This is a genomic window from Caballeronia sp. LZ062 (assembly GCF_031450785.1).
Classification (GTDB): domain Bacteria; phylum Pseudomonadota; class Gammaproteobacteria; order Burkholderiales; family Burkholderiaceae; genus Caballeronia.
The window spans coordinates 298,295-311,793 of the sequence record NZ_JARTWB010000001.1; the positions used below are offsets into that span (position 1 = coordinate 298,295).

15 protein-coding genes are annotated in these 13,499 nt (G+C 64.6%); 2 read left to right on the forward strand and 13 right to left on the reverse strand.

Translation table 11 applies throughout. From position 1 onward, the window contains the following. The 3 genes from P9239_RS01475 to P9239_RS01485 form a co-directional block, all read right to left on the reverse strand. Positions 1-402 (reverse strand): GFA family protein, encoded by a 402-nt coding sequence (locus tag P9239_RS01475; RefSeq protein ID WP_309748739.1) that lies wholly within the window; start codon positions 400-402, stop codon positions 1-3. Between the two features lie 73 nt (positions 403-475). Next, complete coding sequence (locus P9239_RS01480) at positions 476-1,048, reverse strand: hypothetical protein (RefSeq protein WP_309748740.1); 573 nt, start codon at positions 1,046-1,048, stop codon at positions 476-478. A 182-nt stretch (positions 1,049-1,230) separates the two neighbouring features. Beyond that, the gene (locus P9239_RS01485; RefSeq protein WP_309748741.1) at positions 1,231-1,878 is read right to left on the reverse strand and encodes an OmpW family outer membrane protein; all 648 of its coding nucleotides are present in this window, start codon (positions 1,876-1,878) and stop codon (positions 1,231-1,233) included. 186 nt (positions 1,879-2,064) lie between these two features. Between P9239_RS01485 and P9239_RS01490 the strand changes: the two genes are divergently transcribed. Beyond that, positions 2,065-2,409, forward strand: coding sequence for a hypothetical protein (locus tag P9239_RS01490; protein ID WP_309748742.1), 345 nt, complete (start codon positions 2,065-2,067; stop codon positions 2,407-2,409). A gap of 42 nt (positions 2,410-2,451) precedes the next feature. Here P9239_RS01490 and P9239_RS01495 read toward each other — a convergent pair whose 3' ends face one another. From P9239_RS01495 to norR, 10 genes are all read right to left on the reverse strand, one after another. Then, the gene (locus P9239_RS01495) at positions 2,452-2,961 is read right to left on the reverse strand and encodes a hypothetical protein (RefSeq protein WP_309748743.1); all 510 of its coding nucleotides are present in this window, start codon (positions 2,959-2,961) and stop codon (positions 2,452-2,454) included. A gap of 123 nt (positions 2,962-3,084) precedes the next feature. After that, on the reverse strand, positions 3,085-3,798 hold the full coding sequence (locus tag P9239_RS01500; RefSeq protein ID WP_309748744.1) for an extensin family protein: 714 nt from the start codon (positions 3,796-3,798) through the stop codon (positions 3,085-3,087). 30 nt (positions 3,799-3,828) lie between these two features. Then, positions 3,829-4,890, reverse strand: a complete 1,062-nt coding sequence (locus P9239_RS01505; protein ID WP_309748745.1) for an NAD(P)/FAD-dependent oxidoreductase — start codon at positions 4,888-4,890, stop codon at positions 3,829-3,831. Between the two features lie 123 nt (positions 4,891-5,013). Continuing rightward, positions 5,014-5,814, reverse strand: a complete 801-nt coding sequence (locus P9239_RS01510; protein ID WP_309748746.1) for a c-type cytochrome — start codon at positions 5,812-5,814, stop codon at positions 5,014-5,016. Then, positions 5,811-7,436, reverse strand: a complete 1,626-nt coding sequence (locus tag P9239_RS01515; RefSeq protein WP_309748747.1) for a b(o/a)3-type cytochrome-c oxidase subunit 1 — start codon at positions 7,434-7,436, stop codon at positions 5,811-5,813. Before P9239_RS01515 ends, P9239_RS01510 begins: the two co-directional genes overlap by 4 nt. Continuing rightward, entirely contained in the window at positions 7,426-7,992 is a 567-nt protein-coding gene (locus tag P9239_RS01520; protein ID WP_309748748.1) for a cytochrome C oxidase subunit II, read from the reverse strand. Before P9239_RS01520 ends, P9239_RS01515 begins: the two co-directional genes overlap by 11 nt. 18 nt (positions 7,993-8,010) lie before the next feature. Then, the gene (locus P9239_RS01525; protein WP_309748749.1) at positions 8,011-8,169 is read right to left on the reverse strand and encodes a hypothetical protein; all 159 of its coding nucleotides are present in this window, start codon (positions 8,167-8,169) and stop codon (positions 8,011-8,013) included. Between the two features lie 13 nt (positions 8,170-8,182). Further along, a complete protein-coding gene (locus P9239_RS01530) occupies positions 8,183-9,451 on the reverse strand; it encodes a c-type cytochrome (protein WP_404980152.1) in 1,269 nt (422 codons plus the stop codon). An 11-nt stretch (positions 9,452-9,462) separates the two neighbouring features. After that, entirely contained in the window at positions 9,463-10,074 is a 612-nt protein-coding gene (locus tag P9239_RS01535) for a c-type cytochrome (protein ID WP_309749587.1), read from the reverse strand. Positions 10,075-10,519: 445 nt separating this feature from the next. Further along, positions 10,520-12,106 carry a nitric oxide reductase transcriptional regulator NorR gene (gene norR / locus P9239_RS01540; protein WP_309748750.1) on the reverse strand — a complete coding sequence of 529 codons (1,587 nt, stop codon included), beginning with the start codon at positions 12,104-12,106 and terminating at the stop codon, positions 10,520-10,522. A 119-nt stretch (positions 12,107-12,225) separates the two neighbouring features. Between norR and hmpA the strand changes: the two genes are divergently transcribed. Beyond that, the gene (hmpA, locus tag P9239_RS01545; protein WP_309748751.1) at positions 12,226-13,410 is read left to right on the forward strand and encodes an NO-inducible flavohemoprotein; all 1,185 of its coding nucleotides are present in this window, start codon (positions 12,226-12,228) and stop codon (positions 13,408-13,410) included. The last annotated feature ends 89 nt before the right edge of the window (positions 13,411-13,499 follow it).

Here is a 13,499-nt window from a genome sequence, read left to right on the forward strand (position 1 = left end):
CTACTGCGGACGGCTGCGCGCGTAATGCGGCCGGCCGTGATCGTCATGCCACGGCTCGGCGGTCTTGCACCAAATTTCATACGCGGGCGGATACAGCCCGATCTCGTCGAAGATGCCGGTCGGCACTTCGATTTCAGGCACCCCGTCGAACGCCAGATAGACCGGCGAACCGCACGCCGGACAGTGATGGCGGCGGCCCGTCGGCGAACTCGGCCAGGCGATGGTGTCGCCGGAAACCTCCACCGCATCGCGCTCGAAGATTGCGTACACGCCGAACGGCGCGCCGTGGATGCGGCGGCACGTCATGCAATGGCACAGGTTGACGTCCTTCGGTTCGGCAAACACGCGCACGCGAACCGCGCCGCACGCGCAGTGTCCCTCGTGAATGGCAATTCGGCTCATCGTCGCTCCCCGAACTCGCAGCGTCGCGCGAATTCGCGCGGTCTAGCGATGCAGCACGAGCGCGATCATGCGCTCATCGCACGAAGTATCCGCGGTTCTGCATGCACTCGCTGTACGCGCGCCAGTAGCGCACCATCGGCGGCTCGGGCGGCGGGAGCGGCGGCATCTTCATGTCGCCGCCGTAGACCGCGTCCGATGCGCCGCTCGCCATGCCCGGCATCGCCGGCATGCCCGCCACGCCCGTGCCTGCGTTGCCGGACGCCGGCATCGCCGCAGACGCGCCGCGCGGCGCCGAGGCGCCCGCGGCCACCGCCGCCCCTGACGCCGCCACGGCGGCCGATGCCCCCGAAGCCGGCGACGCAGCCGACGCCGCGAGCGCGCCGGATGCGCTCGGCGGCAGCGGCGGTTCGACGGCACGCGGGGCGCTTATCGTGCGTGTGTCGGCCGTGCTCTGCTTCGGCGCGGCCTGCGACTCGCGCGCCATATTGACCTTCGTCGTCTGATTGGCGTACGCATAGCAGGCGGCGTTGTCCACGGCCTGTTGTCCCGCGCTCTGGCTGCGGCCGGGCAAGGTCATCGGTTGCTGCGCGAGAGCGGCGCAGGAGCCGACGAGCAAGGCGAGTCCTGCGAGATGTGAAGGTTTCATTGACGTGCGTTCCCCGATGCGGTGTTTTTAGTCGTTGCAGTTCGCTCGCCACCGCGTTGCTGCGCGAATGGCCGCGAGTCTGCGCCGGGCCTGCTGTCAAGGATACCGCCATCACGGAGCGCGCCACGACAGAAGCACCGGCAACATCCGCCAAAATCCGCGCGGGCAGAATCGCCGCCGCGTCAGAACTTCATGCCGACGCCCACGCCGAGCACCCACGGATCGATCTTGAGCGAGCCGAGATCCGTGCCGCCCGCCGACGCGCTCGTGCGCATCCAGATCTTCTTCACGTCCGCGTTGACGAAAACGTTCTTCGCGACGTCGACATCCACGCCCGCCTGCAAGGCCGGACCGAAGCTGCTGCGCTTGATCGAGACAGGCGTGTCGCCAGCCTTCAGCTTGTCGTTGTAGAAGTACGTGTAGTTGAGTCCGGCCCCGACGTACGGCCGCACGTGTCCCTGGTGATTGAAGTGATACTGCAGCAGCACGGTCGGCGGCAGCACGCCCACGCCGCCCAGCCCGCCGATACGCGATGTCACCTGATGCCGCGACGTCGCGAGAATCAATTCCACGCCGATCTGGTCGCGAACCATGTAGGTGAAGTCCAGCTCCGGCACGATGGCGTTGTTCACGTCCACGCCCAGCGAGCCGAGCGCCCCGCCCGCCGATACCTGCGGTTCGATGCTAATTGCGCGCAGGCGCACGATCACGTCGCCCGCGTGGATGGCGCTCATGGTTGCATCGCTTTGCGGTGCGGTGTCGTTCGCGTGCGCCGCGCCCGCGAAAAATGCTGTGCTTGCCAGCAGCATCGCCCCAAGTTTCGTTCTCATTTTTTCGCTTTCCCGGTTGAAAGCTCGATTGTCCCGGCGCCATCCGCGCGTTCCTTTGACGGCGGACAACGGATTGCTGCGCACAGTCATCGTGTGTCACGACACCTTGCGCGTCGACAAGAAAAGCGCGGTCAGGTCTGCTGCTTGCTTTGAAAACGGCAAAGCGCAGAACATTGGGAGAACGAGATGAGACCCACTTTCGGAACAGTGGCACGAGTAGCGGCAGTGCTCGCGGGCACCACCTTCGCGTTGGCAGCCAGCGCGCAAGACCCGACGGCGAGACCCGAAGGTCATCCGAACGGTCAGCAGAACACGCAGCCGAACTCGCCGAAGCCGAGCAGACTCGACAAGGACAGCACGCCTGCGTATCACGAAAGCAACGTCACGCCGCCGGCCGTCGCCGCCACGCAGGCAAGCAGCGCGCTGAGAACGGAGCCGGGCAAGACGTCGTCCGGCAAAGGGCCAGCGCCGAAGCGCCCGAACGGGCTCGGCTTCGATAGCGACGCGGGCAGCATGGGCAAGAAGCCCTAAGTCTTCGAACGCAAGCAGCGCTGTGCCGCTTGCGTGCGGCGTTCATTTCGACTTGTTCGGCCAAGGCCACGTCAGATAGCGCGACGGCTTTTGCGTTTCGCCGTCTTGATTAGCGGACGTATCAACGCGGGCCGCATGTGCGGGTGCCGCGCTCTCTGCAATTTCCGGCAAGTCTTCGCCGAACCAAGGGACTTCGCCGCGCCGCTCCTCAACATAAGCGCGCCAGCCGGCTGCATTGTCATCGAAGAGATCGTGCTTCACGGTGTTCGCGAGCATCGGACGATTCAGCGACGCGTCGAGCAGCGCCTTCGGCCACACGAAGAAGGCCCCGGATGCACGCCGGATGAATTCGCGCGGCGTCATGCTTGCATCGACGAAGCCGAGCAGCGTGAAGTCCGCTAGCGCGTCGTTGCCGCGCACCGCGTCGCCGATGCTCGCGTACTCGTCGGCGCATTGGCTCAGGCAAAACACTGTCTCCAGCACGTCGCCGAGATGCAGCAGCAATGCGCGTCGCTCATAGGGTTCTTGCGTCGGGGCCGCTTGGTTCGTCATACGCTCTTTCCGTCCGATAGAAGATGAAACGCGGGCGGCGCGCACACCGTCACATCGAGCGAGGCGCGCCGCGTCCATTCCGATTCTAGCGAACCTCGCGCCCGATTCCGACCGGCGCCTGCATCAGCGGCACATGCGGTACGGACCCATGTCGACGTGAAAGTGCGTCTTGTGGAGCGCGTTGTAGTCCGGCCCGAGCGTGGCATCGAACGAACGGCATGCGCCGTCGTGGATGCGGCGCAGAAACACGGCGTCCGGCGACGCTGCGTCGTCGTCCCAGCGCGCAAGCGTGATGCGTCGTCCGTTCGCGAGCACGAAGCCCGTCAGGTCGATGGCGTTCGCGCTCGCGTGCTGACTCAGCGCCGCGTCCTTCTGATGATTCACGTTGCGGCACGCGTAGCTGCCCACGTGCTCGATGCGCGTCACGCGCTCGCCGAATACGTCGATGGCGGCAGGTTGCAGATACTGATGCTCGAAGAACGCCATGCCGAGCGCGAGCGGACACGTCGCGAGAAACGGCGCGCTGAAGCGCACGTCGGCGGATTGCGTGACGCGCACGACGTCCTTCAATTCGCAGCCGCCCGGCCCGGATGTATCCGCAATCGGCCGATACTGAAGGCCGGATTGCGCGAGCGCGGCATCGCAGAGTCGCGGATCATGTGTCGTGCGCCAGAGCTTCAACGCGGTGAGCGGCCCGGGCGGCGCGCGCACGTCGAGCGGCGCGAACGGATCGTACTGCTCCGGCACGGCGATGCGTCGCGTGTACACGCCGTATGCGAAGACGAGCGCCGCGACGAACGCGAGCAGCATCAGCCAGCGGATGATTCTGGCGATCACCCAGCTCTCCGTGTCTGTGCGCGCGTCGCGTCAGCCGGCGGGATGCGATGCGTCCGTTGTACTCGCCTGCACACGCTCGGCGAGCTTCGCGTCGTAGCTCGAATGGATATGCGTGCGCTTCTTGTCCGGATACGCGTATGCATAAGCCTTGCGCAACGCAAGCGACGCTTCGTGAAAGCCCGAGAGAATGAGCTTCTGCTTGTTCGGATAGTTCGCGATGTCGCCGACCGCGAAGATGCCCGGCCGCGACGATTCGTAGTTCGATGTATCCACTTCGATGCGCCCGCCGCGCACATCCAGGTTCCAGCCGGCTATCGGCCCGAGATCCGCGACGAGCCCATACAGCACGATGAGCTTTTCTGCCGCGATATCCGTCGTGCCTTCGACGTGCTTGATGCGCACGCCGCGCAGCGCGCCATCGGACGCGTCGAGCGAATCGATCATGCCGACGACGAAGCGCATCTCGCCCGCCTCGACCTTTGCCTTCATGGCCGCGACGGAGGCCGCCGCCGCCGAAAAGCCGTTACGCCGATGCACGAGCGTGAGATTGCGCGCGACGCCGGCAAGCGCGTTCGCCCAGTCGAGCGCCGAGTCGCCGCCGCCTGCGATCACGACCTCGCGGTCCTGAAAATCCGCGATGCGCGCGACGCTATAGAGCACGTCGCGCCCTTCGAGCGCCGCCGCTTCCGGCACCTGCAAACGCTGCGGCACGAACGCGCCGTTGCCCGCCGCGATCAGAATGGCGGCGACATCGAAGGTCATGCCCTGTTCGGTGCGCACCGTCCAGCGATGATCCTCGCGCTGCTCGACGGCCTGCACGCGCTGGTCGAGATGAATCGGCACGTCGAACGGGCGGATCTGCGTGAGCAGCCGGTCCACGAGTTCGCGCGCCGTACACGACGGAATGGCGGGAATGTCGTAGATCGGCTTGTCGGGATACAGCTCGATGCATTGGCCGCCGATGCGCCCGAGCGCATCCACGATATGACATGAAAGCCCGAGCACGCCGGCTTCGAATGCGGCGAAAAGCCCCACGGGGCCTGCGCCGATGATCAATACGTCCGTCTGAATGGGGCTGCTCGATGCGTTCATGTAGTCGTCTTCCGTTGTGCCGGCTGTCCTGCGTTGTCAGCATTCAACGGTCCACGATACAGAAAGCCTCCGGGCGCGGCAACGAAGCCCCTGCGCGCAAGGCGGCGATTGCCAGCGGCCCCGCTACTTGTTCAGCTCCCGCGCGTAGTAGGCCGACGCCGCATCGATCTCTTCGGGCGTCATGTTGCGCGCGACGTTGCGCATCACTTCGTTGATGTCGTTCGTGCGCGCGCCCTTGGCAAACGCAATCAGTTGCGCCTTCGTGTACGCCGCAGGCAAGCCGTCGATCCACGGGCTGCCCGCCTTGTTGTCGATGCCGCCGTGACACGCCGCGCACGGCGCGATATTGCGCATCGGCGCGCCGTGCGACACGATGCCGGGCGCAAGCGCGTCGCTGACCTTGCGTTGCGCCGGCGGCCTCGGCAGGCTCGCATAGTAGGCGGCGAGATCGCGCATGTCCTGATCGCTCAGATTCGCGGCCATCGGCGACATCACGGCGTTGCTGCGCGCGCCCGCCTGAAAATCCATCAGTTGCTTGTAGATGACGGACGCATACTGCCCCGCGAGATTCGGCGAATTCGCTTCGCTCATGCCGCGTTCGCCGTGGCACATCGTGCATCGCAGGGCGAGCGTCGCACCACGCCCGATGGAATTCGCGCTCGCGTGGACGAGCAATTGCGGCGTGACTTCGACAGCGGAGAGCGTGATCTTCGGCACGACGATCGTATCGCCTGAGTACCACGCGCGCGGCACGCCCGCCGCGCTGCAGATGGCGTTCCATACGCCCGAGAACGAGGCATCGCGCTGAACCGACGGCAGCCACACGAAGCCGATCAGCGCCGATACAGCCGCGATGCCGACCGTACCGATCACGCTAGTCGCGAACCAGCGATTGCGGAAGGTGAAAAGACGTTCCTCGCTCATCGCTGCGCTCCGATGGGAACGGCCGGCACCGATGTATCGGAGCGCGCGATGAGTTGCGCGATCGGATAGCCGTAGTTGACGAGCGTGAGGCCGATCATCAGCGCGAGCCACAGCCCGAAGCTGTTCAGCGCGACGGGGATGGTGCGCGGCTCATGGATCGCGCGACTGAAGCGGAATTCCTCGACGCTCACGCGCGGCGCGCGGTGCCCGCGTATCAGCACGACGAAGAACAGCAGCGCCGACACGACCAGAATGAAGCCGCCGATAGTCGAAATCACGACGGAAGCCGCCTGCGCCGCGATCTGCGGATCGCTGTAATCGTAGAACGCCATGCGCCTTGGCATGCCGAGCACGCCGACGTAATGCCACGGAAACGTCAGCACGATCATGCCGACGAACCACAGCCACAACTGCCAGCGCATGAGCTTCACGTCGCGCAGCGCGCGGCCTGTCAGATGCGGCCACAGGTCATACGCAATCGCGAAATACATGATGACGATGGCGCCCGCGAAAATCAGATGGAAATGGCCCGTGACCCATTGCGTGTTGTGGACGGTCGAATCCAGTTGATAGCTCATGTTGATGATGCCGCCCGCCCCGCCGAAGCCGAGCATCACGAAGGAGAACGCGACGGCGAGCATCATCGGGTTGTCCCACGGCAGCGCGCGAATCCAGCCGAGCGCGCCGCGACCGCCGCGCAGCCGCGCCGCGATCTCGACGGACGCGCAAATGGTGAACACCGTCAGAAGCGTCGGCACGGCGACGAGCGCGGTGAACACCGAATGCATGAACTTGAAGCCCGAGCCGACTTGCGGATCGGCGAACAAGTGGTGAATGCCGATGGGCATCGACACGACGAGAAACAGGATGAACGAGATGCGCGCCATGGCGTCGCTGTAGAGCCGTCCACCGATGGCGCGCGGGATGATCGTGTAGTACGCGATATACGCGGGCATCAGCCAGAAATAGACGATGGCGTGCAGCGTCCACGAGAAGAACACGCGGGCGAGACCGGCATCGATGGTGCTCTTCCAGCCGATCGCCACCGGCAGGATCATGAACAGCACTTCGATGGCCGCGCCCACGGCCGTCCAGCCCCACAGATACGCGCCCGCGACCGTGGCGAACATCGGCAGCGGCACGGTCTTGCCCGGGTTGTCGCGCTTCCATGCGTGCAGGTTCACCGACATCAGCGCAACCCATATCCACGACCCGACCACCACCAGCACGACGCCGAGGTAATAGAACGCGTTGCCGATCATCGGCGGATAGAAGGTGTAGAGCACCGAGGCGAGGCCCATGGCGACCGGAATCATCGCCATGACGGAGCCGACCGCGACGAGCCAGAAGCCAAGCCACGCCCAGCGCAGGCCGACGAGCGCGCGTTTTAGCGCAAGCTCGCTCACCGCGTAGCCGAAGCCCATGGCGATGAGCGTCGGGAACACGTAGCCCATCGCCGAGCCGTGCGCCGTCACCGACCGGTAATAGATCTCGGGATTTTGCAGCCCGATGAACAACGGACTGCGCGCGAACATCTGCCAGGCGCCGAGCAACAGCGCGACGCCGAAGGCCGCGAAAGCGAGCCAGAAGTGCGCGAGGATGAGGCGCTTGCTATTTAACACAGGACAGTCTCCGCGAATTGGCCGGCAGCTTGTCGGCCATCTGCATGAATTCGGCGCGATCGATCACCTTCACGTGCGCCCACATGCCGTGATGCCCGACGCCGCAGAATTCGTGGCACGGCATCAGGTGGTCGCCGGGTTCGTCGAACGTGGTCTTGAAGGTCGAGACATAGCCCGGCTCGAGCATCGAATTGATGTTGGTCTTGGTGATGAGAAAGCCGTGCACGACATCAGAACTCGTCGCGCGGAACGTGACCGGCACGCCCACCGGCACAAGCAGGCATTGCGGCGTGAACGAGTACTGCTGCGCGACGACGCGCACCGTCACCGAGCCGTCGGCCTCCGGCGCCGTGCCGAGATTGCTTTCGACGAATTCGCCCGACACGTGCAGCGTTTCGGGCCGCACGGTCTCGACGCGCGAGGGCGGCATCATCGCCCAGTGCAGGCCGGTGTAGACCACCATCGCGACCAGCACGGCGACAATGGCGAGCACGAGCATCGCCCAGCGTTTCTCGACGCGCTCTGCAACTTCATGTGAACCTGGATGGATGGCCATATATCGCTGCTAGATGGATCACTGGATCACGCCGCGCGGCAGGAACACGGCGAAGTAAAAGAGAAACCAGATGCCGACGACGATGGCCGTCGCGATGCCCGCCAGCGCGAGCGCACCGCCCGGCCCGCTGCGCACGATTTCGTCGAGTCTGGCGTCTTCCTTTGAATCGTCATTCATGGCGGTATCGAGCTTAATAAAGAGGCGCGGAGCGCAGTTCGTTGACTTCCTTCACGGACACCGGCGCGCCGCGATTACCCCACGCCGTGCGGATGTACGTGACCACCGCCGCGACTTCCACGTCCGACAGCGACTGCGCGAACGGCGGCATGCCGTAAGGCTTCGGATTCTTAAACGTGCCGGGCGGATAGCCGCCGTTGAGCACCATGCGGATCGGGTTCACCGCCGAACTCATCACGATGGACTGATTGTTGGCGAGCGGCGGAAAGTCGGGCGGCTTGCCCTGACCTTGTGCGGCGTGGCAGACGGCGCATTGCGCGTCGTAGATTTTTTTGCCGAGCGGCGAGAGACTCGTGCGCTCCTCGACGACAGCCTGGCTCGGCGGCGCGGATTTGTCGCCGCTGCGCGCGGGCAGCGCCTTCAGATAGACGGCCATGGCGCGCACGTCGTCTTCGTTCAGATATTGCAGGCTGTCGTAGACGACTTCGGCCATCGGGCCGTACACCGCGCCGCGGTTCGAGACGCCCGCATGCAGCAAGCCGACGATATCGTCCATGCTCCAGTCGCCCAGGCCCGCTTCCTTGTTCGACGTGAGCGAGGGCGCGTACCAGTTCTGAATCGGAATGAGGCCGCCTTCGAACGCCTTCGAGCTGACGTTGCCGCCGAGCGCGTTGATCGCGGTATGACACATCGAGCAATGTCCGAGACCTTCGACGAGATACGCGCCGCGATTCCATTCGACGGACTGCTTCGGGTCCGGCTGATACTCGCCCTGCCTGAAGAAAAGCGATCGCCAGCCGATCAGCAGCTCGCGCCGGTTGAACGGGAAACGCAACTCATGCTGACGGTTCGGCTGATGTACCGGCGGCGTGGACATCAGGAACGCATAGATGGCGTCCGAGTCGGCGCGCGTGACTTTCGTATAGGACGCAAAGGGCATGGCGGGATACAGCAGCGAGCCGTCGCGCGACCGGCCCGTGTGCATCATGTTGTAGAAGTCGTCGGCGGTCCAGAGGCCGAGTCCCGTCTCTTTGTCCGACGAGATATTCGGCGTATAAAGCGTGCCGAACGGCGTGTCCATCGGACGTCCGCCGCCGAAGGTCTTGCCCGCAGGCAGCGTATGACACGCGATGCAATCGCCCGCGCGAGCCAGATACTCGCCCCGCTTGACCGTGTCGGCGCCGGAAGTCTTCGCCTGCGCCATCGTGTTGCCCGACGGCACTGCGCACGCGGTCAAGAACACCGCAACCGCAAGCGCCCGAAGTTGTCTGAAACGAAGCACGTCGGCCCTCTCTAGTGTTGGACGCTGCCGCACGCGAGCGGCATCTTCAGCGAGCCGGCGGCGACGGGCGTCGGATTGGCCGGCGCGGGCAGCGAAGCCAGATAGGCGGAAATGGCGGTGATGTCCCGCTCGCTCAGAAGCTGCGCCACCTGGCGCATGCAATCCGGCGCGATGGTCGAGCGCGTGCCGTAGCGCCATGCGCCCAGTTGCGCGCTGATGTAGTCGGCGTGCAGGCCGAGCAGGCCGGGAATCGCGGGCTCCATCCCGGTCATCGATGCGCCGTGGCAACTGACGCAGGCGGGCACCTTGCCCGAGGCATCGCCCTTCATGACGAGCGTCTTGCCGAGATCGAGCGTCTTCGTATCGACGGTGATGGCGGCCGGCGGCGCGAACGGCGGGTGCTCGCCGGCGAAATAATCGGCGATCTGCTTCAGATATGCGTCGGGCAGGTACGCGAGCAGGTAATTCATCGGCGGGTACTTGCGCCGGCCGTCACGGAATGCAATCAGTTGGTTGTACAGATAGCCGGCGGGCTTGCCGGAGAGGCGCGGAAAGTAGTCGTTGTCGGTGCCCTCGCCGTGCGCGCCGTGACACGCGGCGCAGCCCATGACGCGTGCCTGCATGGTGTCGGGCGCGCGTTCGAGAGCCGCGTCGGCGGCGAACGCCTCGACGCCGCACAACGTGAAGAGCGCCGAAATCAGGATCAAGGCGCTGCGCTGAGCCACGTTTCCCACGTATCCCCCGTTTCAGGTTGCCATTTTGTTTGGACGTGCGGTCGGTTTCACGCAATGGACACGGCCGACGCTGTTCTTCGAAGCTCCAAGTCTTGCCGGTGGCGGGACGTGCTTGGCCTTTCAGATGGTAGGAGACGCACTTCGTTTTCTCCAACACCGAGATTCTCTCAATACATGCGATCGATGCGCGTGACAAGACGACACAAAACTTTGCGTTTCGACAAAGACCTGCATTATTTCGAGATGCTCAACCGACAAAGCGAAGGTCGCAGCTGTGCTTAAGGATGGGCTTTGCGGAGGATGGCAATGAATTTCGAGATTCGGGCCGCGCCGGTTATTTGAGCCCGAGCCGTCGCGCGAGCCGGTTCAGATTCGCCCGGTCGATGCCCAGTTCGCGCGCCGTCGATGCCCAGTTCTGCTGGTTGCGCGCGAGTGAATCGAGAATCAGCGTGCGCTCGTAGACCGTGACGGCTTCGCGCAGTCCGACGGCAGGCGCGTTGGTAGCGGGCGCGCTGGGCAGTGCGACGCTCGCCGTATCGCCGATACCGAAATCGGCCGCGGTCAGCGTCAGAATGCGTGGCCGTTCGCGATGCGCCGCGAGCGCCTTCAGCGCGCTTCGACCGATCAGATGTTCGAGTTCCCGCACGTTGCCCGGCCAACGATAGGCAAGCAGCGCGGCCTGCGCATCGGCGGAAAGGCGCAGGCTCAACAGGCCGAGCCGCGAGCGGTTCTCTTCGAGAAAATAGCCGGCAAGCAGCAAAACATCACGGCCGCGGTCACGCAACGGCGGCACGACGAGCGGATACACCGACAGGCGGTGATACAGGTCCGCGCGAAAGCGTCCCGCGCGCACCTCCTCAGCCAGGTCACGATTCGTGGCGGCAAGCAGCCGCACATCCACGCGATGCTCGCTATCGGAACCGATGCGCTGCAACTGGCCGTTCTGCAAGACGCGCAGCAGCTTTGCCTGCACGGCAAGCGGCAGCTCGCCGACTTCGTCGAGGAACAGCGTGCCGCCGTCCGCGAGTTCGAACTTGCCGCGCCGGTCCGACGAGGCGCCCGAGAATGCGCCGCGCACATGCCCGAACAGTTCGCTTTCGACGAGCGTGTCCGGCAGCGCCGCGCAGTTCAGGCTCACGAGCGGCTTCTCGGCGCGCTGCGAACGCGCGTGAATCTCCGAGGCCACCAGTTCCTTGCCGACGCCCGTCTCGCCGTTGATGAGTACGGTCAGATCGCTCGACGCAACAATGCCGATTTCCTCCAGCAGATGCTTGTGCGGCCCGCTGCTGCCGATCATTTCGCGGCGGCGCGGGCCGCTCGCCTGCCGGTACACCTCTGCGCGTTGCCGTTCCGCCTCGCTGCTGCGGGCCAGCCGTTCGATGCGTTCGGCGACGCTGACGGTCGCCGCCGTCAGGCTGAGGAAAGCCTGAAGCGAAGCCATGTCGATGCCGTCGAAACGGGCAGGATCGAGCGCATCGAGCGTAAGCACGCCCCACGGCCGGCCGCCGATGAAAAGCGGGCTGCCGAGGCAATCGTGTACTTCGAGATCGGCCCCTTCGTGTTTGATGAGACCGTCGTAGGGATCGGGCAGATTCGAGTGGGCGGGGAATCGCGTCGGTTCCGGTCGCGCGAGGATGCGAGCGAAACGCGGATGTTCACGCACGAGAAAGCGGCGGCCGAGGGTATCGCTCGACAAGCCGTCGATGGCGAGCGGGACCAGCGTGTCGCCGTCGAGTCGCAAGAGCGCGGCGGCATCGCTCGGAAAGAGCGCGCGCAGCGTGCTCAAGAGCCGGCGGTAACGTTCGGTGTCCGGCATGTCCTGAGACAGGTCTTCGATGAGTGGCACCAGCGCATCGAGTACCACGCGCGAGGTCATTGCGACTACGTCCGCAGTCCTTTTGACTAGAGTCGAATCGACCATACTTTTACGCAAGTGGTTGATTTAACGCCTATTCTATACTGGCACGAAACCTGTGTCGTCCTTCTTAGATTTCTGGTAGCGGAGCAGACTCGCTCCCCCATTGTCATGAGGACTACACCATGCTGTCAGCCGAACACCGTGCCATCGTCAAAGCCACCGTGCCGCTTCTCGAAACCGGCGGCGAGGCGCTCACACGCCACTTCTACGCCACGATGCTGAAGGAGTATCCCGAAGTTCGACCGATGTTCAATCAGGCGCACCAGGCAAGCGGTGCGCAGCAGCGCGCGCTCGCCAACGGCGTGCTGATGTACGCGCGTCACATCGATGAGCTGGAAAAGCTCGGCGGGCTCGTCGGGCAGATCATCAACAAGCACGTCGCGCTGAACATTCAGCCGGAGCATTACCCGATTGTTGGAAGCTGCCTGCTCCGGTCTATTCGCGAAGTGCTCGGCGCGGAGATCGCGACCGACGCCGTGATCAAAGCGTGGGCCGCTGCCTATGGGCAACTCGCCGATTTGCTGATCGGCCTGGAAGAAGGCATCTACAGTGAGCGCGAAAACGCGCCCGGTGGATGGCGCGGGACTCGGCGCTTCATCGTCGCGCGCAAGGTCGCGGAAAGCGATGAGATCACGTCGTTTTATCTCGTGCCGGAAGACGGCGGCGCCCTGCTCGATTTCCATCCGGGCCAGTACATCGGGCTGCGGGTGCTTATCGACGGCGAGGAACTGCGTCGCAACTATTCGCTGTCGGCTGCGCCCAATGGCCGCGAATATCGCATTAGCGTGAAGCGCGAGAAAGAAGGCAAGGTGTCGAGCTTCCTGCACGATCACGTTCATGAACGGGACACGCTCGACCTTTATCCGCCTGCGGGTGATTTCAAGCTCGAACACGGCGACAAGCCGCTCGTTCTGATCAGCGGCGGCGTGGGCATCACCCCGACGCTCGCGATGCTGCACGCCGCGCTCGCCGCGACGAAGCGCCCGATCCACTTCATCCACGCGGCGCGGCACGGCGGCGTGCATGCGTTTCGCGAGACCATCGATGAACTGGCCGCGCGGCATCCGCAACTCAAGCGTTTCTATTGCTACGAACAGCCGCGCGACGGCGACAGCGAGCCGCATGGCGTCGGCTTCGTCAACGAAACGCTCCTCGACCAGTGGCTGCCCGCGAACCGCGATGTCGACGCCTACTTCCTCGGGCCGAAGTCGTTCATGCAGGCAGTCAAGAAGCATCTGAAGGCGCTCGGCGTGCCCGAAGCGCAGAGCCGCTATGAGTTTTTCGGCCCCGCTGCGGCGCTCGATTGATTGTTTGTGTGATTGGGAACGCGAACCCGCGCTGACACACGGCGGGTCTGTCGCGTGTCGGCGAGACTGTCCGGCGCGCACGGCACGTG